Consider the following 20,640-nt stretch of genomic DNA (forward strand, 5'->3'; position numbering starts at 1 on the left):
CGCCGGCGCGTCCTGGGCGGCGAGGCCCAGCCAACGGCCATCGAGGCGTGGTTGCGGCAGGCCGGACGGCGGCGCGGCGGGTGGCGCGTCTTGCGCGAAGGCCGGCGCCGCCAGCGAAAGAAGGACAAGGAAGGAGCCGCGCATGGCCGGCACCGCCACGATCAGCGCGGACCGTCTCTGCCTGTCGGCTGGCCGCCAAGCGGGCCGCCGGCGGCGCCGACCTGGCCCACATTGCCAAACAATTCCTGGAAGAAGCTTTCCGAGCGGCCCAGCGTTTCGGTCTTGTCACCCGACGGGTTGATACGGGCGATCTTTTCCATGCCGCGGCGTTCCACCTTCGACACATTGCCATCGGCATCAAAGCTGACGATCAGGATCTGCTGAGCCAACGTCTTGGGCGCAACAAAGGCGTATTGGCCGGTCAGGCGGCTGACATAATACCAGCTGCCGCTGTCGAACTGCGCCGCAAACGTTGGTCGGCCGAGGGTGCGGGTCACGGATTCGCGGTTGTCGACGCCGGGCAGGATCGAGGTGAACAGGGTTTCGTCGATCAGATAGCCCTGCTGCGCCTTGATACGCGAACAGCCGCTGGTGGCCAGGGCGGCCGCAACGATCAGCAAGGTGGCAAAACCGGTCTTCATCCCACACTCCAGCGGCCGCACGCCCCCGCTGCGACATTCCTGTTCCGCGAGTTCATTATGCCAGCCGAAACGATTATGCTAGCGCGTCGTCGCATGGGATTGATCGCCAGCCTGAAACGCCTCGTCGCGGGATCGCCGCCGTCGCCGGTGGAGCTGCTGTATGGCGCCGTGGTGAGCGAAGCGCGCCGGCCGCATTACTATGTCGAAGGCGGCGTGCCCGATTCGCTTGATGGCCGCTTCGACATGATCGTGCTGGTGCTGTCGCTGCTGCTGCTGCGGCTGGAGGAAGTGGCCGGCGGCAACGCCCGCCATCCGGCGGCGCAACTGTCTGCCGACCTCGCTGATCGCTTCATTACCGACATGGAGGGCAATCTGCGCCAGGATGGCATTGGCGACCAGGTGATTCCCAAGCACATGGGCCGCATGATGGCCGCGCTTGGTGGCCGGCTGGGCGCCTATCGCGGTGCGCGCGGCGACCAGGCGGCGATGGTGGAAGCGCTGCGCCGCAATCTTTATCGCGGTGAACCGGTGGCTGATGCGGCTGCCCGCTTCGTGGCCGGCGAGGCGCTGCGCCTGTCGCGCCAGCTGAGCGCAACGGCCTATGCCCGCCTCGCCGCGGGGAGCATGGAGCCGGCCAATTGAGCCCGCATCCCGAATTCAGCCACGTCGTGCGCGCCCACGAGATCGGCGGCACGCCCAAACACCTGCAGCTGGTCGCCAGCGACGCCGAACGCGCCGCGCTGGTGACGCGCTTTGATCTCATCAGCCTTGATCGGCTGACCGCCACGTTGGACGTGAAGCGCGAGGCCAGCGGCATAAGGGTGAGCGGCGAGGTGCGCGCCGCCGGGGCACAGCCATGCGTGGCCAGTGCCGAGCCGGTACCCTTCACCCTGCGCGAGCGCATTGCCCTGCTGCTGACGCAAGGTGTGCCCGACGGCGGCGAGATCGAGCTGTCGAGCGATGACCTCGACGTCGAGCCGCTGACCAGCGACATCATCGACTTGGGCGAGATTGCGGCCCAGGCCTTCGCGCTCGGCCTCGATCCCTATCCGCGCCGGCCGGGCGAAGTGGCCGGTATCAACAGCGAGGACGAGGCGATCGCCCAGCGCAGCCCGTTCGCAGTGCTGAAAAAGAGCTGACGCGCTTTAGAACGGCCAGCTCAGAACGGAACATCGTCGTCGAGATCGTCGTCGAACGCGCCGGGGCGCTTGCCGCCGCCAGCCGGTGCATTGCCAAAGCCACCACCCGCCGGCGCCCCGCCGCCATAGCCGCCACCACCGAAATCATCGGCGCCGCGACCACCGCCGCCGCCCATGCCACCGCCGCCGCCTTCACGGCCGCCGATCAGCGCCAGCTCGCCCTTGAACGGGCCGATGACGATCTCGGTCGTGTAGCGGTCCTGGCCGCTCTGGTCCTGCCACTTGCGGGTGGAGATGGCGCCTTCGATATAGACCTCGCTGCCCTTGCGCAGATACTGGCTGGCGACGCGGCCGATATTCTCGTTGCGAATGACGATGTTGTGCCACTCGGTCTTTTCCTTGCGCTCGCCAGTGGCCTTGTCGCGCCAGGTTTCCGAGGTGGCGAGGCTGAATTCCACCACACTGCCGCCATTGGGGAAATTCTTGGTCTGCGGGTCCTTGCCCAGTCGGCCCACCAATATGACCTTGTTCACGCCCGCCATCATGCTCTCCTTGTCTTGGAATTGACCCTAGCGCCGGGCAAAAGGCGAAGCAATGCGGTGGCCGCCTCACCACTTGCCTTTGCTGTGGATTTCGCGCCAGTTCTGCGCCTGGCCATAAGGGGAAGCGATGTCTGACCAGATCGAAGCCGCCGGCGCCCTGGTGACCGCCGGCCTTGCCGCGAATGCACTGGACCAGCCAGCGGGCGGCACGGCAAGCCACGGCGCCTGCGCCAATTGCGGCGCGGCGCTGGCAGGACCCTTCTGCGGCCAGTGCGGCCAGCGCGCCCACCTGCACCGCACGCTGGGCGCGGTGTTCCACGAGTTCCTGCACGGCATCACCCATTTCGACGGCAAGGCCTGGCAGACCCTGCCGATGCTGCTGTTCCGCCCCGGCCGGCTGACCCGCAGCTATATCGAAGGCCACCGCGCCCGGTACATCGCGCCGGTACCGCTGTTCCTGCTGGTGGTGTTCCTGATGTTCTTCGTGCTGTCCTTCGCCAGCATCCCCGACGATGCGGTGAAGGTGGGCGGCAACACCACCTCGGCTGAACGGGCGGCCGAGGCGAAAAAAGCCCTGGCCGATATCGACAGGGAACTGGCAGCGGCCCGCGCCACCGGCGACCAGTCCAAGATCAAGGAGCTGGAAACCGCGCGCGCCGGCGTCGCCATAGTGACGAAACGGGCCGGCGATCCCAATGCCAGCGCCGACGACCTGCTGTCCGATATCGGCCGCGGTGTCGTGGCCGCAAGCCAGAAGGACGATCTCACCATTGTCGAAGGCTTCCCGGAACTCGATCGCAAGGCCAAGGAAGCGCTGAAGAACCCAAGCCTGGTGCTCTACAAGCTGCAGACCAAGGCCTACAAGCTCAGCTTCCTCCTGGTGCCACTGTCGCTGCCCTGGCTGTGGCTGGCCTTCTTCTGGAAGCCAAAGGTGAACGGTGTGCGCATCGGCATGTATGATCACGCCATCTTCGCGCTCTACTCGATCAGCTTCATGAGCCTGTTGTTCATCACCGGCAGCCTGGGGCTGACCGCGGGTGTGACCAGCGGCCTGTTCTGGCTGCCACTGCTGCTGGCGCCAGCCGTGCACATGTTCGCGCAGTTGCGCGGCGCCTATGCGCTGGGCTGGTTCGGTGCGGCCTGGCGCACCATCTATCTCAGCTTCGCCGCGGTGATCTCGCTCAGCCTTTATCTCATGATCCTGATCATTGTCGGCGTTCTTGATTGATCATTCAACGGCGGGCGGCAGCGCCGCCTGCGGTGGGGCCAGCAGTTCCGGTGCCTGTTCGGTGCGGGCCTGGGCGTCCACGCTGGCCAGCACCGGCACAGGCTTCTTGCCCTGCTCCACTCCCATGTCGGCAAAGCGCCGCGCCTTGGGCAGCACATTGCGTTCGAGCGAGCCGACGAAATCATTGTAGTTGCTGACCGTTTCGCCAAGGTTGCGGCGCATCTTCACCAGATGCTCGGCCATTACCGCGATGGCGCTGTAGATATCGGCCCCCAGCCTGCCGATCTCGCGGGCTTCATCGGCCAGTTTGTCCTGCCGCCAGTTCAGCGCCACCGTCTTGGCAATGGCCAGCAGGTTGATCGGCCCGGCGAGCAGGATGCGCTGTTCGAACGCCCAGCTCAAAAGCGCCAGGTCATGCTCCATCGCGGCCGACAGGAAATTCTCGCCGGGGATGAACATGATGACGAAATCGGCCGCAGCGCCGAATTCGGTCCAATAGGCTTTTTCCGACAGGCCGCGCGCGTGAAGGCGCACGGCAGCGGCATGGCGCTTCATCGCCGCCAGCCGATCGGCATCGTTGCCGGCCTCCAGCGCGGCGAGATAGTCGTTCAGGCTGCACTTGGAATCGACGATCAGCTGCCGACCGCCCGGCAAGTTGATGATGGCATCGGGGCGCTTGCCACCGCTCTCGGTCGCGGTGTGGGTTTGCAGGGTGAAATCCACCCCGGCGCGCAGGCCGGCCATTTCCAGCGTGTTGGCCAGCTGCTGCTCACCCCAGCTGCCCGACGTCTTGCCGCTCGACCGCAAGGCCGTCACCAGCCGCGCTGCCTCGTCCGACACTCGGGCCTGGCCCTGGGTCACCTGCTCCAGCGCCTGGGTCAGTGCGCCATAGCTTTCGGCGCGCACCTTCTCCACCTCGCCCAGCCGCGTTTCATATTTGGCCAGCGTTTCGGCCACCGGGGCAAGCACCGCCTTCAGATTGGCCTGGTTCTTGGTTTCGGCTTCGGCAAAGCGCTGCTCGGCGCGGGTGATCAGCTGGCTCTGCGCCTGTTCGAGCACCCGGCCGGCGAGCGCTTCGAAGCGGGTGTTCAGTTCCTCCAGCTGGCGGGCGTGGCCGGCATCGCGCTCGGCCCGCTCCGTCTGCAGCGATTTGATCTCCACCGCCGCCTCGGCCAGCTTGGTGCGGCGCTCATCGGCTTCGCGCCGGGCCTCATCGCGCTCGGCCTTGAGCGCGGCAACCGGGCGGCCGGCCAGCCACCAACCCGCCAACAGGCCGGCCAGCAGGGCAACAATGGCAATCGCGGCTTCGGTCACGGGCTCAATCCATCGTAAAACGGGAACGAGGCAGGAACATAGCCGCAGCCGCGCCAATCTGCCAGAGCTTGCGGGATGACCACTGAACCGCCAAGGAAGGGGCCATGCGCACCATCCTCCTGACCGCCCTGCTCCTCGCCGCGCCCGCCACGGCGGCGCCCTTCGCCTTTTCCGCCGCCCGCATCGGCGATGATGTGAAATCACTGGCGTCCGACGCTTTTGCCGGCCGCGGGCCAGGCGAGGTGGGCGAGGCGCAGACCATCGCCTTCCTCGCCGCGCGCTTCCAGGCTGCCGGTTTGGTGCCGGCCGGGCCGAATGGCAGCTGGCTGCAACCGGTGCCCCTGATCCGGCTCGACCGGGTGGGCGATGCCCAGCTGTCGATCAGCATGGGCGGTACTGCGTTGCCGGTGGCGCTGGGCCGCAACGCCACGCTGGCGCTGCGCCTGCCTGGCGAGACGGCCATCACCGATGCGCCCATCGTCTTTGCCGGCTTCGGCGTGGTGGCGGCTGGCCATGATCCCTACCAGGGCATCGATGTGGCCGGGAAGATCGTGCTGGTGCTGGCTGGCGATCCTGATGGCGAGACCGGCGCCGACCTGGGCTTCGAAGGACGGCGGCTGGTACTGGCTGGCCGCGTGGGCAGCAAGTTCGCGGCAGCGGCGCGCGCCGGTGCGGCCGGCGTGCTGGTGCTGCATGAGGATTTCGCCGCCAGCTACCCGATGGCGCAGCTGATCGGCACCGAGCGCGTGCCGCAGATGGTGCCCGGCACCACCCAGTTCGGCGGACCGCTGCGCTTTTCGAGCTGGATCGAGGGCAGTCTCGGCGCCCGCCTGCTCGCCAGCATCGGGCTTGATCTGCCCAGCGCCAAGGCCGCGGCGCGCAAGCCCGATTTCCGCGCCCGTCCGCTGCCTGCCACTGCCAGCGCCGCCGGCTGGCTGATGGCCACGCCGATCACCAGTTACAACGTGGTCGGCATGCTCCAGGGCAGCACCCGCCCCGATGAAGCCGTGCTGTTCGGCGCCCATTGGGATGCCAATGGCCAAGGCGTGCCCGATGCCGCTGGCGATGCCATCCGCAACGGCGCCATCGACAATGCCACCGGCACCGCCGAGCTGATCGAGGTTGCCCGCGCCTTTGCCGCTGGCCGGCGCCCGGCCCGCACCCTGGTCTTCGCGGCGTGGACAGCGGAGGAGAAAGGCCTGCTCGGCGCCGACCAATATGCCGCGCACCCGCTGGTGCCGCTGCCCAGTACGGTCGCCGTGATCAATCTAGATCCCCACGTCCAGCTGCCGCGCACCCGCAGCCTGGAACTGATCGGCGGCGGGCGCACCACGCTGGAAGGCGATCTGGCCGCTGCGGCCCGTGCGATGGGGCTGGTGGTCGTCGCCGAGCCCAATCCGGAGGCCGGCTGGTATTTCCGATCCGACCATTTCCCCTTTGCAGCGCGCGGGGTTCCGGCCCTGGCCTTCCGCGCCGGGCGCGACATCGTTGCCGGCGGCACGGCGGCCGGCCAGGCAATGATCGATGATTATAATTTGCGCTGCTACCACCAGCCCTGCGACCAGGTCGGGTCAGGCTTCACCTTCGAAGCGGCGGCGCAGGAAGCCGAGGCGGCATGGCGCGTGGGCCAGACCGTGGCCAACCGCTCCACCCGCCCGAGTTGGATTGGCGAACGCAAATTCTAGCGGCGGGACGGCAGCCGCGCGATCACCAGCGCGGCGACAACCAGCGCCGCGCCAAAAAACTCCCACGGCCCCGGCACTTCGCCAAAGCGCCATGCGCCAACACCGGCGCTGATCGCCGGCTGAACCAACAGCGACAGGCCGACCACCAGCGGTGACAGGTGGCGCACCGCATAGACGATCAGGCCCTGGCCGACGACCTGGCTGCCTATGGCGAGCGCCAGCACCGGCGTCCAGTCCTGCGGCCAGAAGCTGGCTGATGCCGCCAGCGGGGCGAGTGCGATGGCGGAGGCCAGGGTGGCAAGCGCCAGCGCCGGCATTGCTTCCCAGGTGCCGCGCACCTTTTCGATGGCAACAAGATAGATGGTGTAGAAGACAGCGGCGGCCAGGCACAGAAGATCGCCGGCCAGGTGGCGCGGCGACAGCTCCGCACTGCGGCCGAGCAGCAGAGTGACACCGGCCGCCGCCGACGCCAGCGCCCACCACTGCATCCGCGTCAGCCGCTGGCCGAGCACGAACAGGCCATAAAGCGGCAGCAGGAAGGTCGCGGCATTGGCCAGCAGGGTCGCATTGGCCAGCGTGGTGCGCAATATGCCGAGGTGCCAGACGGAAAGGTCACCGGCAAAGGCGACACCGGCCAGCGCCGCGAGGCCCAACAGGCGGGGCGTGCCGCCGGCAAAGGCCGGGCCCGCTTCGTCGCGCCGGCCGAAGGCAAAGGCCAGGCCAAACAGGAACGGCACCGCCAGCGCCTGCCGCCAGAAGGCCGAGGCGAGCGGCCCCACGTCGGCCAGCCGCACCAGCCATGGCCCGAAGGCCAGGCACGCTGATCCGGTGATCATCGCCGGAAAGGCCCAGCGGCCCGGCGCAGGAGAGGAAATCGTGGCCATCGCGGCCCGCTTACGGGGTTTGCCGCCCGGCGCAAGGGGCGGCGCGCACGGCATCGATGAATCAATGATTGTCGGAATTCTACAATCCACCCCGCTCGCCGTGTTCTATCTGCTTGCTTGCGACCCGAGGACTGGCGGCTTGCCATCAGTCCCGAACTCAACGGCCCGGATGGCATTCGCCACCGGGCCGCTTTTTTTGTTGGCTGGGACGGGGGCCCAGATGGCTTCTGTCCCCGATCAGCCGCAATTTGCCTGCCCCACTGGCCTTTCAGCACAATTTCTGGCATAGGCAGCGCCCTGCGGCGCGTCAGTTGGGGGATTGGGCACGCGGCATGACCAGCACCTGGGAGGGGGGCAGGCCATGATTTCGATCCGTTATTTCGCACCGGTGCCGCAATTGCGGCAGCATGTGTCGTCGCTCTACTGGTTTGAATCGCAGCTCACCGGCTTTGCCGATCTGATGCGGGCCGAACTGGGCCAGATCCGTCTCGTCGTCGCCGGCGAGGCGGTGAACAGCTATGACAGCGGCGCCACCCGTGCTGGCCGCGGTGCCGTGCTGCAGGGGCCGACCACGGCGCCGGTGCATTATCGCGCCGCTGGCCCGCTCAGCCTGTTCGGCATCGGCCTGCTGCCGCGCGGCTGGGCCGAACTGGTGGGCGTGCCGGCTGACGAGCTGGCCGATGATGCCGTGAATCTGGCCGATGTGCTGCCGCCCGCAGCCGTGGCGCGCGTCCTCGATGCGCTGGCCTGTGCGCCCAACGACGAAACCCGCTGCCAGGTGGTCAATGATTTCCTGCTCGGCCTGCTGGATGGCAATCGCCACCCGGCCGGCTGGTTCACCATGCTGGCCGATGAATGGCTCACCTCCAGCCCCAACCCGGATGTGGACTGGCTGGTCGCGGCTTCGGGCATGTCGGCCCGATCGGTCGAGCGCCTGTCACGCCGGCTCTATGGCGCCAGCCCCAAGCTGCTGGCCCGCAAATATCGCGCGCTGGGCGCGGCGGTCCGGCTGGGCACGGGCGAGGCGCAGGGCTGGGCCGATGCCGCCGGCGACGCCTTTTACGACCAGGCGCATTTCATCCGCGAATTCCGCAGCTTCACCGGCCTCACCCCGGCGCGCTTCCTGGCCGAGGCGGCGCCGATCACCCGGCTCACCATCGCGCGACGCCGCCTGCTGCCTGATCTGCCGAAACTGGCCCTGCTGTCCTGATCCGCGGCGGGACGCCGCCGCCGCCAACAGGGCCGCGAATCTTGACACTCCGGCCCCCCGCCCGCATAAGTTGACCATATTTGTCCACTTTGCGGACGCCAGCGGGAACCACAGGGTGATTCGACTCACCAACCTTGCCGACTATGCCGTCGTCGTGATGGCCGCCGCCGCGCGTGAGCCGGGGGCGAAACTGTCGGCGGCGCGGGTCGCCGAGCTGACCGCGATCCCGTCGCCCACTGTGGCCAAGCTGATGGGCACGCTGGCCCGCGGCGGCCTGCTCACCGCGTCGCGCGGCGTGTCGGGCGGCTTCACCCTGGCCCGCGATCCGACGGCGATCAGTGTGGCGCAGGTGGTGGAGGCCGTGGACGGCCCGATTGCACTGACCAGCTGTGCTGGCGGCGATGTGCATGACTGCGCGATGGAAGGCCATTGCGCGATCCGTGGCCATTGGGGGCCCATAAACCAGGCCGTGCGCGGCGCGCTTGCCGCCGTTACCCTGGCCGATCTGGTGCAACCGGTGGCAGCGGCGGCACCCCAGCATCCGGCGTCAGTGCCGTTGCTGGCCGATTGAACGAACGAGAAGAGCAATGTCTGAAGACGTGTCTGCCGAAGCCATTGGTGCTGCCCCCGATGCGGGCAATGCCCCGCCCGTGCAGGATGCCGAAGCGCGCGCCGCCGTCGCCGATCTCGCCACCTACAAGTGGGGCTTCACCTCCGACGTTGAATCGGAAATGGCGCCCAAGGGGCTGAATGCCGACACGGTCCGCTACATTTCTGCCAAGAAGGGCGAGCCCGAATGGCTGCTCGATTGGCGGCTGAAGGCCTTCGCCAAGTGGGAAGCGATGGAGAGCCCCGATTGGGCCAAGCTCGACATCGCGCCGATCGACTATCAGGACGCGTATTATTACGCCGCGCCCAAGGCCAAGCCGACGCTGGCCTCGCTCGACGAGCTCGATCCCGAAATCCGCCGCACCTATGAAAAGCTCGGCATCCCGATCGAGGAGCAGAAGATGCTGGCCGGCGTCGAAGGCTCGCGTCGGATCGCGGTCGATGCCGTGTTCGATAGCGTGTCCGTCGCCACCACCTTCCGCGCCGAGCTGGAAAAGGCCGGGGTCATCTTCCGCTCGATCAGCGAAGCGGTGAAGGAATATCCCGATCTGGTGAAGAAGTGGCTGGGCAGCGTCGTGCCGGTCACCGACAATTATTTTGCCTGCCTGAACTGCGCCGTCTTTTCCGATGGCACCTTCGTCTACATCCCGCCGGGCGTGCGCTGCCCGATGGAGCTTTCGACCTATTTCCGCATCAACGCCGCCAACACCGGCCAGTTCGAGCGCACGCTGATCATCGCCGACAAGGGCAGCTATGTCTCCTATCTGGAAGGCTGCACCGCGCCGATGCGCGATGAAAACCAGCTCCACGCCGCTGTGGTGGAACTGGTCGCGCTCGATGATGCCGAGATCAAATATTCGACCGTGCAGAACTGGTATCCCGGCGACGCCGACGGCAAGGGCGGCATCTACAATTTCGTTACCAAGCGCGCCAACTGCCTGGGGACGAACAGCAAGGTGAGCTGGACGCAGGTCGAAACCGGCAGCGCCATCACCTGGAAATATCCCAGCTGCGTGCTGTCGGGTGATGGATCCGTAGGTGAATTCTATTCGGTGGCCGTCACCAACAATCGCCAGCAGGCCGATACCGGCACCAAGATGATTCATCTGGGGAAGAACACCACTTCGACCATCGTGTCGAAGGGTATCAGCGCCGGCCGGTCCAGCGGCACCTATCGCGGCCTGGTGCGCGTGGCCGCCACCGCAGAGGGCGCGCGCAACCACACCCAGTGCGACAGCCTACTGCTCGGCAGCCAGTGCGGCGCCCATACCGTGCCCTATATCGAGGTGCGCAACCCCAGCGCCACCATCGAACATGAAGCCACCACCTCGAAGATTTCCGACGATCAGCTCTTCTATGCCCAGTCACGCGGGCTGGACGCGGAGGCCGCGGTTGGCCTGATCGTCAACGGCTTCTGCCGCGAGGTTCTGCAGCAACTGCCGATGGAATTCGCGGTGGAAGCGCAGAAATTGCTCGGCATCAGCCTTGAGGGCTCGGTCGGATGAGGCTGGCGCTCGGCCTTGTAGTGCTGACGCTCGCCGCTTGCGATGCCGCGCCGCCGCGTCCTGACCCCAAGGGCCAGCAGCTGCGCGCCGAGCTCGACAAGATGACCGCGGATTATGGCAAGTGCGTCGATGAGAAGATCGCCGCCGCCGATGTGAGCCAGGACCCGGCCGGCAGCATCGCCATCGAGGCGGTGAAGGCCTGCCGCCCGATCCGCAACGCGCTGCGCCTCAAGGTCGCCTCCTTCGATCGCTTCGGTCACCCCAAGCACTCCCCGCAACAGGCCGAGGCCGTCGCCGATGCCAGTGTGGGCGTGATCGAGAAGGAACTGCGCGAAAATGCGGTGGTCACCATCGTCAAGCGCCAGAACAATCTGAAGTGAAAGCCCCCCATGCTCGTTATTGAAAACCTGACTGCCGAGATTGATGGCAAGACCATCCTGAAGGGCCTGAACCTGACCGTGAATGCCGGCGAGGTGCATGCCATCATGGGGCCAAACGGCGCCGGCAAGTCGACCCTGTCCTATGTGCTCGCCGGGCGCGACGGCTATGAAGTGACCGGCGGCTCGGTGACGTTCCGGGGCGAGGACCTGTTGGCCAAGGCCCCGCACGAGCGCGCCGCGGCTGGCCTGTTCCTCGGCCTGCAATATCCGGTCGAGATCCCCGGCGTCTCCAACCTGCTCTTCCTGCGCACCGCATTGAACGCGCAGCGCACCCTGCGCGGTGAGCCGGAAGCCTCCGGCGCCGAGTTCATGAAGCTGGCCAAGGCCGCCGCCGAAAAGCTCGGCCTGCCGTTCGACATGATGAAGCGCGCCGTGAACCAGGGCTTTTCCGGCGGCGAGAAGAAGCGCAACGAAATGGTGCAGATGCACGTGTTGCAGCCGTATCTCGCCGTGCTCGACGAAACGGATTCCGGCCTCGATATCGACGCGCTGCGCGTGGTATCGGACGGCATCAATGCCATGCGTTCACCCGATCATGCCGTGCTGCTGATCACCCATTATCAGCGGCTGCTCGATTATGTCGTGCCCGATCATATCCACGTGCTGATGGATGGCCGCATCGTCCATTCGGGCGGCGCCGAGCTGGCGCACAGGCTGGAGGCGGAAGGCTATTCCGCCATCGCAGCATGAGCGCGCTGCCGACCCGCAAGGATGAGGCCTGGCGCTACAGTGACCTCAAGGCCGTTGCCCGCCACTGGCCGGTCGCGGTCGAACCGGTGGTGGTGCCGGCCGGCGAAGCGCACAGCGACATCATTCGCGCCAGCGATGAGGGCATCCGCCATCTTGCCATCAGCATCGGCGCTGGCGGGGCCTATCGGCTGACCATACTCGATGCCGGTCGCGCTTATGGCCGCATCGCGCTCGATGTGACCCTGCACGACGGCGCTGATTTCCATCTCGGTGCCGTTTTGATCGGCCATGGCGAACAGACGATCGAACTGGTCACCACCGTCCGCCATGTCGGCCCCAACGCCACCAGCCGCCAGATCGTGCGCGCTGTGGCGGGCGGCACCGCGACGACATCCTATCTCGGCCAGGTCGCCGTGGCGCGTGAAGGGCAGAAGACCGACGCCAGCCAGTCGTTCAAGGCGATCCTGCTCAACCGCGGCGCCACTGCCAACGCCAAGCCGGAGCTGGAGATCTTTGCCGATGATGTGAAATGTGCCCACGGCGCCGCCATCGGCGAGATCGACCGCAACGCGCTCTTCTACCTGACCAGCCGTGGTGTCCCGCCGGCGCAAGCCCGCGCGCTGCTCACCCGTGCCTTCCTGTCCGACGCGCTGGAAGGCCTGGACGAAGCGACGACCGAAGCGCTCGACGCCGAGATCACGGCGCTGCTGGAGACGGCGGCGTGAGTGTGACGACCGCCTCGCCGTTGCTCGACCTGAAGGGCGATTTCCCGGGTCTCGCCGGCGATTGGGCCTATCTCGACACGGCGGCAACGTCGCAGAAGCCGCAGGCCGTGCTCGACGCCATCGCCCGCGTCTATGGCCCGGATTATGCCACCGTGCATCGCGGCGTCTACGAACGCTCGGCCACGATGACGTTGCGCTTTGAAGAGGCCCGCGCCACCGTCGCGCGCTTCATCGGCGCGGCCTCGCCGGATGAAGTGGTGTTCGTGCGCGGCGCCACGGAAGGCATCAACCTCGTCGCGCAAAGCTGGGGCCAGCGCCTGAAGGCCGGTGACCGCATCCTGCTTTCGGCGCTGGAGCATCACAGCAATATCGTGCCGTGGCAGCTGCTGCGCGACCGCACCGGCATTGAAATCGATGTCGCGCCGCTCACGGCGGATGGCCGTATCGACGAGGACGCGCTGATCGCGCTGCTGCGGCCGGAAACCAGGCTGGTCAGCATCGCCCATGTCTCCAACGTGCTCGGCGGCGTCGCCGATGTGCGGCGCATCGCTAATGCCGTGCATGCCGCTGGCGCGCTGTTGATGGTCGATGGCTGCCAGGCCGCGCCGCGCCTTGCGCTGGACGTCAAGGCGCTGGGCGCGGATTTCTACGTCTTCTCCGGCCACAAGCTCTATGGCCCGACGGGCATTGGCGTGCTGTGGGCGCGGCGCGACATACTCGAATCCATGCCCCCCTGGCAGGGCGGCGGCGCCATGATCGAAACGGTGACGTTCGAGAAGACGACCTATTCCCCGCCGCCCGGTCGTTTCGAGGCGGGCACGCCGCATATCGAGGGCGTGATCGGGCTGGCGGCTGCCATCGATTATGTGGAAAGCGTTGGGCTGAGCCGCATCCACGCCCACGAAGCCGCGTTGGTCCGGCAGGCCCGCGATGCCCTGTCGACCATCAACAGCCTGACCCTGCATGGCCCGGCCGACAGCGCCGGCATCCTAAGCTTCACCATGCAGGGGGTGCATCCGCACGACATCGGCACCATATTGGATGAAACGGGCGTTGCCATCCGCGCAGGTCATCATTGCGCCCAGCCGCTGATGGCCACGCTGCGTGTGCCGGCCACCGCCCGTGCCAGTTTCGGCCTCTATTCCAGCCCGCGTGATGTCGAGCGGCTGGTGGATGGCCTGGCCCGTGTTTCCCGTATCTTTGGGGTGAAGTGATGACAGAGCGCGCTTTCGAGGTCGAAGAAGTGAACGAGCCGGCGCCTGTGCCCAAGGCGCCGCCGATCCGCGCCATGCAGGAAGCGGAAGCCAGTGGCCACGCGCCCGATTATCTTGATGGCTTCCTCAAGCAGAAGCCCGAGCCGGTGGCCGAGCCCAGCAGCGACATCGTCGATGAAGTGGTCGCCGCACTCAGGCAGATCCACGATCCGGAAATCCCGGTGAACATCTATGATTTGGGCCTGATCTATGGCGTCGAGGTCGACAATGGCCACGCCACCATCACCATGACGCTGACCACCCCGCACTGCCCGGTGGCCGAATCCATGCCGGGCGAAGTCGAGATCCGCGTCTGCGCCGTGCCGGGCATCCAGTCGGCCGACGTCAATCTGGTGTGGGACCCGGCCTGGGACCCGAGCAAGATGACCGACGAAGCCAAGCTCGAGATGGGAATGTTGTGATGGAAACGACCACAACGCTGCGCCGCCCGCGTCCCGCGCCACTGATCGTGACCGAAGGCGCCTCGAACCGCATCGCCGCGATCCTGGCTGCAGCGCCGGCCGATGCCGTGGGCGTGCGCCTCTCCACCCCGCGCCGCGGCTGCTCGGGCCTGGCATATGACCTCGCCTATGTCACCGCCGCCAAGCCCGGCGACGAGCGCATCGATACGCCCGGCGGCACGCTGTTCATCGACGGCGGCAGCCTGATGTATCTGATCGGCAGCACGATGGACTGGCGCGAGGACGATTTCTCCGCCGGCTTCGTGTTCAACAACCCCAACGCCAAGGGCAGCTGCGGCTGCGGGGAAAGCTTCACGGTCTGAACCGTGCTGGCAGCGCCCAGTCATGCCGAACTGAAAGCCCGCCACCGCGCTGATCGTGACGGCTGGGCCAGCCGCGACCTGTCGATCCGCATTCACCGCGCCCTTAGCTGGCTCAATCGCGCCGACCGCGAAGCCGATGATGAGGACGTGCGCTTCCTGCTGCTCTGGGTGGCCTTCAACGCGGCTTATGCCGGTCCCATCACCCATGAAAGCGTGTCGGAACGGGAGGCCTTTCGCCGCTATTTCGGGCTGCTGCTGATCAGCGACCGCCGCTGCCGCATTGCCGATGCCATCCACCAGCGTTTCAGCAACGAAATCCGCGTGCTGTTGGCCAATCCCTATGTCTATGCCCCGTTCTGGCAGCACCAGGCCGGCGAAGCCGGACACGAGGAATGGCAGTTGTGGCAGGAGCGGGACAATCGTGCCGCCCAGACCGCGCTGCTGAGCGGCGAGACCGACCGGGTTCTGTCGATCATCTTCGGCCGACTCTATGTCCTGCGCAACCAGCTCGTGCACGGCGGCGCCACCTGGAACAGCGCGATCAATCGCAACCAGGTGCGTGACGGGGTGCGCATCCTCGCATGGCTGCTGCCGATCTTCATCGATCTGATGATGGATGCGCCCGATACCGATTGGGGCGCCTTGCATTACCCCGTGGTGGATTGACCGCGACACCAGCGCCGCTGCCCGCCGCCGGGCAAGCCGGCTATCCCGCCTTCCATGCGTTTCCCCCTCACCCGCGCCGATGCCCTCGCGCGCCTGCACGATTTCGTGCCGCTGGCTGGCCGCGCCTATGCCGCACGGCGCAATCATGATGGTGGGCCGGAGGGCAAGGCAACGACCTCGCTGCTGTCCCCCGCCATTCGCCGCCGGCTGCTGAGCGAGGCCGAAGTCGCCGCCGCCGCTGTTGCTGCGCACGGGTTCGGCGGGGCGGAGAAGTTCGTGCAGGAGGTGTGCTGGCGCACCTATTGGGTCGGCTGGCTGCAGCAGCGCCCGGAAATCTGGACGCGCTGGCAGGCCGATGTGGTGCGCATGGAGGCGATGCTGGCCGAGGATGGCAAGTGGCAGCGCCGTTACCACCTGGCCCTGGCCGGCCAGACCGGCATCGACTGTTTCGACGCCTGGGTGCACGAGCTGATCGAAACCGGCTGGCTGCACAACCATGTGCGGATGAGCTTTGCCAGCATCTGGTGTTTCACCCTGCGCCTTCCCTGGCAACTCGGCGCGGCCTTCTTCTACAAGCATCTGCTCGATGCCTGCCCGGCCAGCAACACGCTGGGCTGGCGCTGGGTAGTGGGCCTGCAGACGGCGGGCAAGACCTATCTCGCCCGCGCCGACCTGATTCGCGACTTGTCGGGCGGGCGCTTTGCCGTTGACACGCCCCTGGCCCGCGAGGCCGCACCTTGGCCGGCGGATATCATCCCGCCACCGATCCCGCCCGCGCCGGCCATGCAGGCCGACCCCCATGCGCGCACCGGGCTGTTCGTCACCACCGAAGATACCAGCCTTGAAACCCTGCCGCTGCCCGGCAGCATCGTCGCCCTGGCCGCCACGCCCGATATCGGCGGCGCCCCGGCACCGCTGAAACAGCGCGTTGCCATGGCCATGCTGGCCGACGGGCTGGACCGCGCCGCGGCAAGGCTCCGGCTGGAACCGGAGCGTGTGGACGCCACCTTTGGCGTGGACGCCATGCGCGAATGGGCCGCCCGCCACCGCCTCTCCCAGATCATCACCGCCGATGCCCCCGTCGGGCCGGTCAAGGACCGGCTCGACGTGCTCACCCCGGCGTTGGCCGCGGACGGCGTGCGGCTGGTGCGCCTGCGCCGCGCCTGGGACGATGTCGCCTGGCCCCATGCCAGGAAAGGCTTCTTCCCGTTCAAGGCCGCCATCCCAAAACTGCTGGCGCTGACGCCGGACGCGCTGGCCTAGGGTCTGAACTCAATGAATCCAAGCGCCGTCACGAAGCCATGAGGGCCGATGGGAGTGAGCGAGTGCAGCCGGGTAGCAGCGCTACCCGGCAATCGAGCGAGCGCGCCATCGGCCCTCATGGCTTCGCCCTTCGGGTGGGCTGGAGAAGCAATATGGCGTCGTTGCGGTCGCTTGCCGGGGGGCGAAGCCCCGCCTGCGCGCCCGCGCCTAGCCATGTTGCTTCTCCAGCCCATGCCGGCAGTTGGATTTATTGAGCTCAGACCCTAGGGCGTCCCCAGGTAGACCTGCGCCACATCGTCGATGAAGCGCTGCGGATTGGCGGCCGCCAGGTTGGTGAGCACGACGATCGACAATCGCTGGTCGGGATAGACGAAGAAGGCCGATCGCGCCCCGCCGATGCCGGCCAGGATGCGCCGGCCCTTGCTTTCCAACACCGGCCAGCCCATCGCCCATTCACCCGGCTTGCCATCCTTCAGCGTGTCGCGCTGCCACATCAGGGCGCGGGTTGCAGGCTTCACCAACCGGCCCTGGTCCAGCGCCACCAACCAATTGGCCATATCGGTGGCGGTGGTGAGGATGCCGGCGCCGGCACGAATGAACGGCGGAAATTCGTCGCGCCAATGGCCGAGCACCGTTCCCTTGGTTTCGCCACCGGGCTTGCTGCCGATGCTGCGGAAATGCCGATAGAAGCTATAGCTTTGCGCCCGGCCGGGAATGATGTCGTCGCTGTCGCCGAACAAAGTGCGGCCCATGCCGGCGGCGGTGAACTGGCGCTGCTGGAAGAAATCGGCAAAGCCGCCCCCCTCTCCAAGGCCGGCCTGCTGGCTGATGATGCGGCCGAGCAGCGCATAGTTGGTCTGATTGTAGGAAAAGCGGGTGCCATCGGCGGCTTCCACCGGCCGCGCCTTCACGGCCGCCCAGGCCTCCGCCTCGTTGGTGCCGATCACGCCTTCGCTGTCGACGATGTCAGGCAGGCCGGACTCGTGCGAGAGCAGGTGCCGGACCGGAATCGCAGCCCACGCCGCCGGCAGATCGCCGAGATAACGGCTGATCGGCGCGTCGAGATCGAGTTTGCCGGCCTCCACCAGCTGCATCGCCGCGACCCCGGTGAAGCTCTTGGTCGCCGAATTGATCGAGAAGCGGGTTGCGGGCGTGACCTTGATGCCATGTTCCAGGTTGGCCATGCCCAGCGCCTCGTTCAGCACGATGCGGCCATCCTGCACCACGGCGACCTGCAGGCCGGGGATGCGAAGCGTCGCCATCCGCTCGGTCAGCAGCGCGAGCACCGCCGCGCGACGCTGGGCCTCAGGCACAGGGGCCGTCGCTGCCACAGCAGGCGCGGACAGCAGAGGCGGTGCGGCCAGCAACAGGGCAATGAGGGCAGAACGCATGGCGGGCCTCCAACAGGTGCGACACTGTGTCGACTACAGTCGTAATCGTCAAGCCCAACCTTGCGCGAGGTCAACCGCCCGTCCACGGTGCGCGTGATGGGGGAAACACGCACAGTTGCAGGGGAATGGGCCGGCCACCCGCGCGGGCTGGCCGTCGTCACTGTGGCCGAAGCGCTGCTGGCGGTGGGCGTTTACGGGCTGCAATCGCTGCTCGTGCTCTACATGGCCAATGCACTGTTCACGCCGGGCCAGATGGACAGCGTGGGCGGCATCACCGCCTGGCGCAGCGGGCTGGAGGCGATGTTCGGCGCGATGAGCAACCAGGCGCTCGCCACGCAGACGATGGGGCTCTACCTTGGTGCCTTCTTCCTCACGCCGCTGTTTGGTGGCTGGGTGGGCGATCGTTATCTCGGGCCGCGCGTCACCGCAATTTTGGGCGGCATCCTGTGCACGGCCGGCATGGCGATGGTGGTGCTGCCGGCGCTGTTCCTGCCCGGCCTGATGCTGTGCGCCATGGGCGGCGGCGCCATGCGCTGCAACATCCTGGCGCAGACCGGGCATCTTTATGGCCGCGATGATGGCCGCCGCGATGCCGCCTATTCGATCTTGGCCGCCGGGCTCAACACCGGGGCGTTCCTCGGGCCGCTGGTGCTCGGCCCGCTGGGGGAAAGGGTGGCGTGGACCTATGGCCTGATGGCCTGCTGCATCGCCATGCTGCTGGCAACGCTGGTGCTGCTGGCCGGCAATCGCCTCATGCCGCCCGACGTGGCCCCCGAAGCGCGCCGCAGCGCCCGGCTGCAGCCCGGCGACGGCCGCACCATCGCGGCGCTGGTGGCGGTGATGCTGCTGGTCAGCCTGTTCTGGCTGGCGCAGAGCCAGGTGTGGAACGTCTATGCGCTGTGGGGGCGCGACCATCTCGATCGCATGGTGCTGGGCTTTGACGTGCCGGTGACCTGGCTGCAGGCCATCGACAGCCTGGCGCCCATCCTGGCCGTGCCGCCGGTGCTGGCGCTGTGGCGCTGGCAGGCGGCGCGCGGGACGGAACCGGGCGAGCTCGGAAAGATCGGCATCGGCCTGGCGCTGATGGGCATCGCCTTCGTCTGGCTGGCGCTGGGCAGCGGGCTCTTGTTGGGCGCGGTCAAGACGCCGTTCCTGTGGGTGGTGGTGTTCCACCTCGTGCTCAACACCGGCTGGCTGTTCGTGGTGCCCACGGTGAACGCGCTGTTTTCCCGCACCGCGCCGTTGGCGATCACCGGCGTGATGCTGGGCGCCACCAATTTCGCCGTGTTCATCGGCAGCACCGCCTCGGGCTGGATGGGCCGTTTCTATGAGACGATGGATGGCCCGGGCTTCTGGCTGCTCCACGCCGGCTTCCCACTCGCCGGCGCCGCCATCATGTGGCTGGTGCGCGGACGGCTGGCAGCTGTGCTGAAACTCTAATCGTCCGGCCCCAGACTCGGATCAAGATCGCGCGGGCGCACGAACTTCGTCAATTCCGCCCGGCCACCGTCGATCTGGGCCCAGCGGTCAATGGCGATATCGAGCCGGGCCAGTGTCGCAGTGGGATATTTCAGCTCCGCCTCTGCCCTCAGCGCGCCGCCCGGCGGCACCAGCTCCAGCAGCAGATCCTCCAGCCCCGGATTATGGCCAACCAGCATCGCATCGGCATGGGCATCGGAAAAACCGGCGCACAATTCGATCAGCGTGGCGGATGAAGAGAGATAGATGCGCTGTTCATAGACCGGCGCCAGCGGCCGGTTCATGCCGGCTTCCAGCCCTTCGATGGTCTGCCGCACGCGCACCGCCGGCGAGGCGAACACCAGCGCGAAATCCGGCATGTCGCCGCGCCGGATGGCAGCGCCCAGCCACTGACCCACCTTCATCGCCGCGCGCCGGCCGCGATCGTTCAGCGGCCGGTCAAAATCCCGCAGCAGGGGATCGTCATAGCCGGACTTGGCGTGGCGCAGCAGGGTCAGCGTCTTCATGGGCGGTCATGGCTTGGCATATCGGCCGGCGCATTTCCAGAGGCCGGCACCCCGGCCTTCACCAGCCGCACCGCCTCGTCCAGCGTCACCCGATCGATCGGCACGCCGGGCGGGAAGGCGCCGAGCAGGCGGCTCGGCACTGCCGGGCCCAACAGCACGAAATGGCCATGATCATCGGCGCGGCGGATCAGCCGGCCGAACGCCTGCGCCAGCCGGCCCATCACCACCCGGTCATCAAAATCATTGCCGCCGCCTGCCAGCCGCCGCGCCGCGTGCAGTACGGTGCGGCGCGGCCACGGCACGCCTTCCATTACAACCAAGCGCAGCGATGTGCCCGGCACGTCCACCCCGTCGCGCAGCGCATCAGTGCCGAGCAGCGACGCCCCCGGCTCGGCGCGGAAGATATCGACCAGCGTGGCGGTATCGATGGGATCGACATGCTGAGCATAAAGCGGCAGGCCGGCCCGCGCCAAGGGATCGGCGAGCCGGGCATGGACGGCGCGCAGCCGCGCAATCGCCGTGAACAGGCCGAGCGTACCGCCACCCGCCGCCTCGATCAGCGCACGATAGGCGTGGGCCAGCCCGGCGATGTCGCGCGGGCGCACGTCGGTCACGATCAGCGCGCGGGCCTGGGCGGCATAATCGAACGGGCTTGATGCCGCGAAATGCCGGGCCGGGCGCGGCAG

Annotated in this window: 23 protein-coding genes; 16 read left to right on the forward strand and 7 right to left on the reverse strand. The window is 67.2% G+C overall.

Translation table 11 applies throughout. The features are described 5' to 3' along the window. Nucleotides 1-161: 161 nt before the first annotated feature. Nucleotides 162-641, reverse strand: a complete 480-nt coding sequence (locus GJ693_RS05890; protein WP_156255401.1) for an outer membrane protein assembly factor BamE — start codon at nucleotides 639-641, stop codon at nucleotides 162-164. A gap of 93 nt (nucleotides 642-734) precedes the next feature. Here GJ693_RS05890 and GJ693_RS05895 point away from each other — a divergent pair, with 93 nt between their 5' ends. Together GJ693_RS05895 and GJ693_RS05900 are read left to right on the forward strand one after the other, a co-directional pair. Beyond that, complete coding sequence (locus tag GJ693_RS05895; protein ID WP_156255402.1) at nucleotides 735-1,283, forward strand: ubiquinol-cytochrome C chaperone family protein; 549 nt, start codon at nucleotides 735-737, stop codon at nucleotides 1,281-1,283. Further along, entirely contained in the window at nucleotides 1,280-1,780 is a 501-nt protein-coding gene (locus tag GJ693_RS05900; protein WP_156255403.1) for a YceD family protein, read from the forward strand. The genes GJ693_RS05895 and GJ693_RS05900 overlap by 4 nt, the downstream gene beginning before the upstream one ends. Before the next feature lie 20 nt (nucleotides 1,781-1,800). On the opposite strand, the gene ssb is transcribed toward GJ693_RS05900, so the two are convergent. Further along, entirely contained in the window at nucleotides 1,801-2,325 is a 525-nt protein-coding gene (gene ssb / locus GJ693_RS05905) for a single-stranded DNA-binding protein (RefSeq protein ID WP_328598822.1), read from the reverse strand. 124 nt (nucleotides 2,326-2,449) lie between these two features. On the opposite strand from ssb, the gene GJ693_RS05910 reads away from it, so the two are divergent. Continuing rightward, the gene (locus GJ693_RS05910) at nucleotides 2,450-3,550 is read left to right on the forward strand and encodes a DUF3667 domain-containing protein (protein ID WP_156255404.1); all 1,101 of its coding nucleotides are present in this window, start codon (nucleotides 2,450-2,452) and stop codon (nucleotides 3,548-3,550) included. Here the strand turns inward: GJ693_RS05910 and GJ693_RS05915 are convergent, their stop codons facing one another. Next, nucleotides 3,551-4,864 (reverse strand): DNA recombination protein RmuC, encoded by a 1,314-nt coding sequence (locus GJ693_RS05915; RefSeq protein WP_197041989.1) that lies wholly within the window; start codon nucleotides 4,862-4,864, stop codon nucleotides 3,551-3,553. A 104-nt stretch (nucleotides 4,865-4,968) separates the two neighbouring features. Here GJ693_RS05915 and GJ693_RS05920 point away from each other — a divergent pair, with 104 nt between their 5' ends. Beyond that, the gene (locus GJ693_RS05920; protein WP_156255406.1) at nucleotides 4,969-6,549 is read left to right on the forward strand and encodes a M28 family peptidase; all 1,581 of its coding nucleotides are present in this window, start codon (nucleotides 4,969-4,971) and stop codon (nucleotides 6,547-6,549) included. Here the strand turns inward: GJ693_RS05920 and GJ693_RS05925 are convergent. After that, nucleotides 6,546-7,433, reverse strand: a complete 888-nt coding sequence (locus GJ693_RS05925; RefSeq protein ID WP_156255407.1) for a DMT family transporter — start codon at nucleotides 7,431-7,433, stop codon at nucleotides 6,546-6,548. The genes GJ693_RS05920 and GJ693_RS05925 overlap by 4 nt on opposite strands. Nucleotides 7,434-7,794: 361 nt before the next feature. Between GJ693_RS05925 and GJ693_RS05930 the strand changes: the two genes are divergently transcribed. The 11 genes from GJ693_RS05930 (at nucleotide 7,795) to GJ693_RS05980 (ending at nucleotide 16,578) form a co-directional block, all read left to right on the forward strand. Then, nucleotides 7,795-8,643: an AraC family transcriptional regulator gene (locus GJ693_RS05930; protein WP_235902678.1), complete on the forward strand. Its 849-nt coding sequence runs from the start codon at nucleotides 7,795-7,797 to the stop codon at nucleotides 8,641-8,643. 118 nt (nucleotides 8,644-8,761) lie between these two features. After that, on the forward strand, nucleotides 8,762-9,214 hold the full coding sequence (locus tag GJ693_RS05935; protein WP_156255420.1) for an SUF system Fe-S cluster assembly regulator: 453 nt from the start codon (nucleotides 8,762-8,764) through the stop codon (nucleotides 9,212-9,214). 16 nt (nucleotides 9,215-9,230) lie between these two features. Then, nucleotides 9,231-10,757 (forward strand): Fe-S cluster assembly protein SufB, encoded by a 1,527-nt coding sequence (gene sufB / locus GJ693_RS05940; RefSeq protein ID WP_235902680.1) that lies wholly within the window; start codon nucleotides 9,231-9,233, stop codon nucleotides 10,755-10,757. Continuing rightward, nucleotides 10,754-11,137, forward strand: a complete 384-nt coding sequence (locus tag GJ693_RS05945) for a hypothetical protein (protein WP_156255408.1) — start codon at nucleotides 10,754-10,756, stop codon at nucleotides 11,135-11,137. The genes sufB and GJ693_RS05945 overlap by 4 nt, the downstream gene beginning before the upstream one ends. 9 nt (nucleotides 11,138-11,146) lie before the next feature. After that, on the forward strand, nucleotides 11,147-11,887 hold the full coding sequence (gene sufC, locus GJ693_RS05950) for a Fe-S cluster assembly ATPase SufC (RefSeq protein WP_156255409.1): 741 nt from the start codon (nucleotides 11,147-11,149) through the stop codon (nucleotides 11,885-11,887). After that, nucleotides 11,884-12,612, forward strand: a complete 729-nt coding sequence (locus GJ693_RS05955) for a SufD family Fe-S cluster assembly protein (protein ID WP_156255410.1) — start codon at nucleotides 11,884-11,886, stop codon at nucleotides 12,610-12,612. Before sufC ends, GJ693_RS05955 begins: the two co-directional genes overlap by 4 nt. Before the next feature lie 2 nt (nucleotides 12,613-12,614). Further along, complete coding sequence (locus GJ693_RS05960) at nucleotides 12,615-13,826, forward strand: aminotransferase class V-fold PLP-dependent enzyme (RefSeq protein WP_156255422.1); 1,212 nt, start codon at nucleotides 12,615-12,617, stop codon at nucleotides 13,824-13,826. Beyond that, the gene (locus GJ693_RS05965) at nucleotides 13,823-14,287 is read left to right on the forward strand and encodes a DUF59 domain-containing protein (protein WP_408014545.1); all 465 of its coding nucleotides are present in this window, start codon (nucleotides 13,823-13,825) and stop codon (nucleotides 14,285-14,287) included. The genes GJ693_RS05960 and GJ693_RS05965 overlap by 4 nt, the downstream gene beginning before the upstream one ends. Then, a complete protein-coding gene (locus tag GJ693_RS05970) occupies nucleotides 14,287-14,649 on the forward strand; it encodes a HesB/IscA family protein (protein ID WP_156255412.1) in 363 nt (120 codons plus the stop codon). The genes GJ693_RS05965 and GJ693_RS05970 overlap by 1 nt, the downstream gene beginning before the upstream one ends. A gap of 3 nt (nucleotides 14,650-14,652) precedes the next feature. Further along, nucleotides 14,653-15,315 carry a HEPN domain-containing protein gene (locus GJ693_RS05975; protein WP_156255413.1) on the forward strand — a complete coding sequence of 221 codons (663 nt, stop codon included), beginning with the start codon at nucleotides 14,653-14,655 and terminating at the stop codon, nucleotides 15,313-15,315. A 54-nt stretch (nucleotides 15,316-15,369) separates the two neighbouring features. Continuing rightward, a complete protein-coding gene (locus GJ693_RS05980) occupies nucleotides 15,370-16,578 on the forward strand; it encodes an FAD-binding domain-containing protein (RefSeq protein WP_156255414.1) in 1,209 nt (402 codons plus the stop codon). Nucleotides 16,579-16,841: 263 nt separating this feature from the next. On the opposite strand, the gene GJ693_RS05985 is transcribed toward GJ693_RS05980, so the two are convergent. After that, nucleotides 16,842-17,969, reverse strand: a complete 1,128-nt coding sequence (locus GJ693_RS05985; protein ID WP_156255415.1) for a serine hydrolase domain-containing protein — start codon at nucleotides 17,967-17,969, stop codon at nucleotides 16,842-16,844. 60 nt (nucleotides 17,970-18,029) lie between these two features. Here GJ693_RS05985 and GJ693_RS05990 point away from each other — a divergent pair, with 60 nt between their 5' ends. Then, on the forward strand, nucleotides 18,030-19,409 hold the full coding sequence (locus GJ693_RS05990; RefSeq protein ID WP_156255416.1) for a peptide MFS transporter: 1,380 nt from the start codon (nucleotides 18,030-18,032) through the stop codon (nucleotides 19,407-19,409). Here the strand turns inward: GJ693_RS05990 and GJ693_RS05995 are convergent. Both GJ693_RS05995 and GJ693_RS06000 read right to left on the reverse strand, forming a co-directional pair. After that, nucleotides 19,406-19,954: a SixA phosphatase family protein gene (locus GJ693_RS05995; RefSeq protein WP_156255417.1), complete on the reverse strand. Its 549-nt coding sequence runs from the start codon at nucleotides 19,952-19,954 to the stop codon at nucleotides 19,406-19,408. The genes GJ693_RS05990 and GJ693_RS05995 overlap by 4 nt on opposite strands. Beyond that, nucleotides 19,951-20,640, reverse strand: a 690-nt coding sequence (locus GJ693_RS06000; RefSeq protein WP_328598823.1) for a helicase C-terminal domain-containing protein, incomplete at its 5' end; no start/stop codon positions are given. The genes GJ693_RS05995 and GJ693_RS06000, both read right to left, overlap by 4 nt.

Origin of the sequence: Sandarakinorhabdus oryzae, assembly GCF_009733735.1 — a bacterium.
Lineage (GTDB): Bacteria > Pseudomonadota > Alphaproteobacteria > Sphingomonadales > Sphingomonadaceae > Sandarakinorhabdus > Sandarakinorhabdus oryzae.

Excerpts from the sequence above, each read along its gene's own strand:
- GJ693_RS05890 (WP_156255401.1), bottom strand. The coding sequence starts at position 641 with ATGAAGACCGGTTTTGCCACCTTGCTGATCGTTGCGGCCGCCCTGGCC.
- GJ693_RS05895 (WP_156255402.1), top strand. The coding sequence starts at position 735 with ATGGGATTGATCGCCAGCCTGAAACGCCTCGTCGCGGGATCGCCGCCG.
- ssb (WP_328598822.1), bottom strand. The coding sequence starts at position 2,325 with ATGATGGCGGGCGTGAACAAGGTCATATTGGTGGGCCGACTGGGCAAG.
- GJ693_RS05910 (WP_156255404.1), top strand. The coding sequence starts at position 2,450 with ATGTCTGACCAGATCGAAGCCGCCGGCGCCCTGGTGACCGCCGGCCTT.
- GJ693_RS05920 (WP_156255406.1), top strand. The coding sequence starts at position 4,969 with ATGCGCACCATCCTCCTGACCGCCCTGCTCCTCGCCGCGCCCGCCACG.
- GJ693_RS05925 (WP_156255407.1), bottom strand. The coding sequence starts at position 7,433 with ATGGCCACGATTTCCTCTCCTGCGCCGGGCCGCTGGGCCTTTCCGGCG.
- GJ693_RS05930 (WP_235902678.1), top strand. The coding sequence starts at position 7,795 with ATGATTTCGATCCGTTATTTCGCACCGGTGCCGCAATTGCGGCAGCAT.
- sufB (WP_235902680.1), top strand. The coding sequence starts at position 9,231 with ATGTCTGAAGACGTGTCTGCCGAAGCCATTGGTGCTGCCCCCGATGCG.
- GJ693_RS05945 (WP_156255408.1), top strand. The coding sequence starts at position 10,754 with ATGAGGCTGGCGCTCGGCCTTGTAGTGCTGACGCTCGCCGCTTGCGAT.
- sufC (WP_156255409.1), top strand. The coding sequence starts at position 11,147 with ATGCTCGTTATTGAAAACCTGACTGCCGAGATTGATGGCAAGACCATC.
- GJ693_RS05955 (WP_156255410.1), top strand. The coding sequence starts at position 11,884 with ATGAGCGCGCTGCCGACCCGCAAGGATGAGGCCTGGCGCTACAGTGAC.
- GJ693_RS05970 (WP_156255412.1), top strand. The coding sequence starts at position 14,287 with ATGGAAACGACCACAACGCTGCGCCGCCCGCGTCCCGCGCCACTGATC.
- GJ693_RS05980 (WP_156255414.1), top strand. The coding sequence starts at position 15,370 with ATGCGTTTCCCCCTCACCCGCGCCGATGCCCTCGCGCGCCTGCACGAT.
- GJ693_RS05985 (WP_156255415.1), bottom strand. The coding sequence starts at position 17,969 with ATGCGTTCTGCCCTCATTGCCCTGTTGCTGGCCGCACCGCCTCTGCTG.
- GJ693_RS05995 (WP_156255417.1), bottom strand. The coding sequence starts at position 19,954 with ATGAAGACGCTGACCCTGCTGCGCCACGCCAAGTCCGGCTATGACGAT.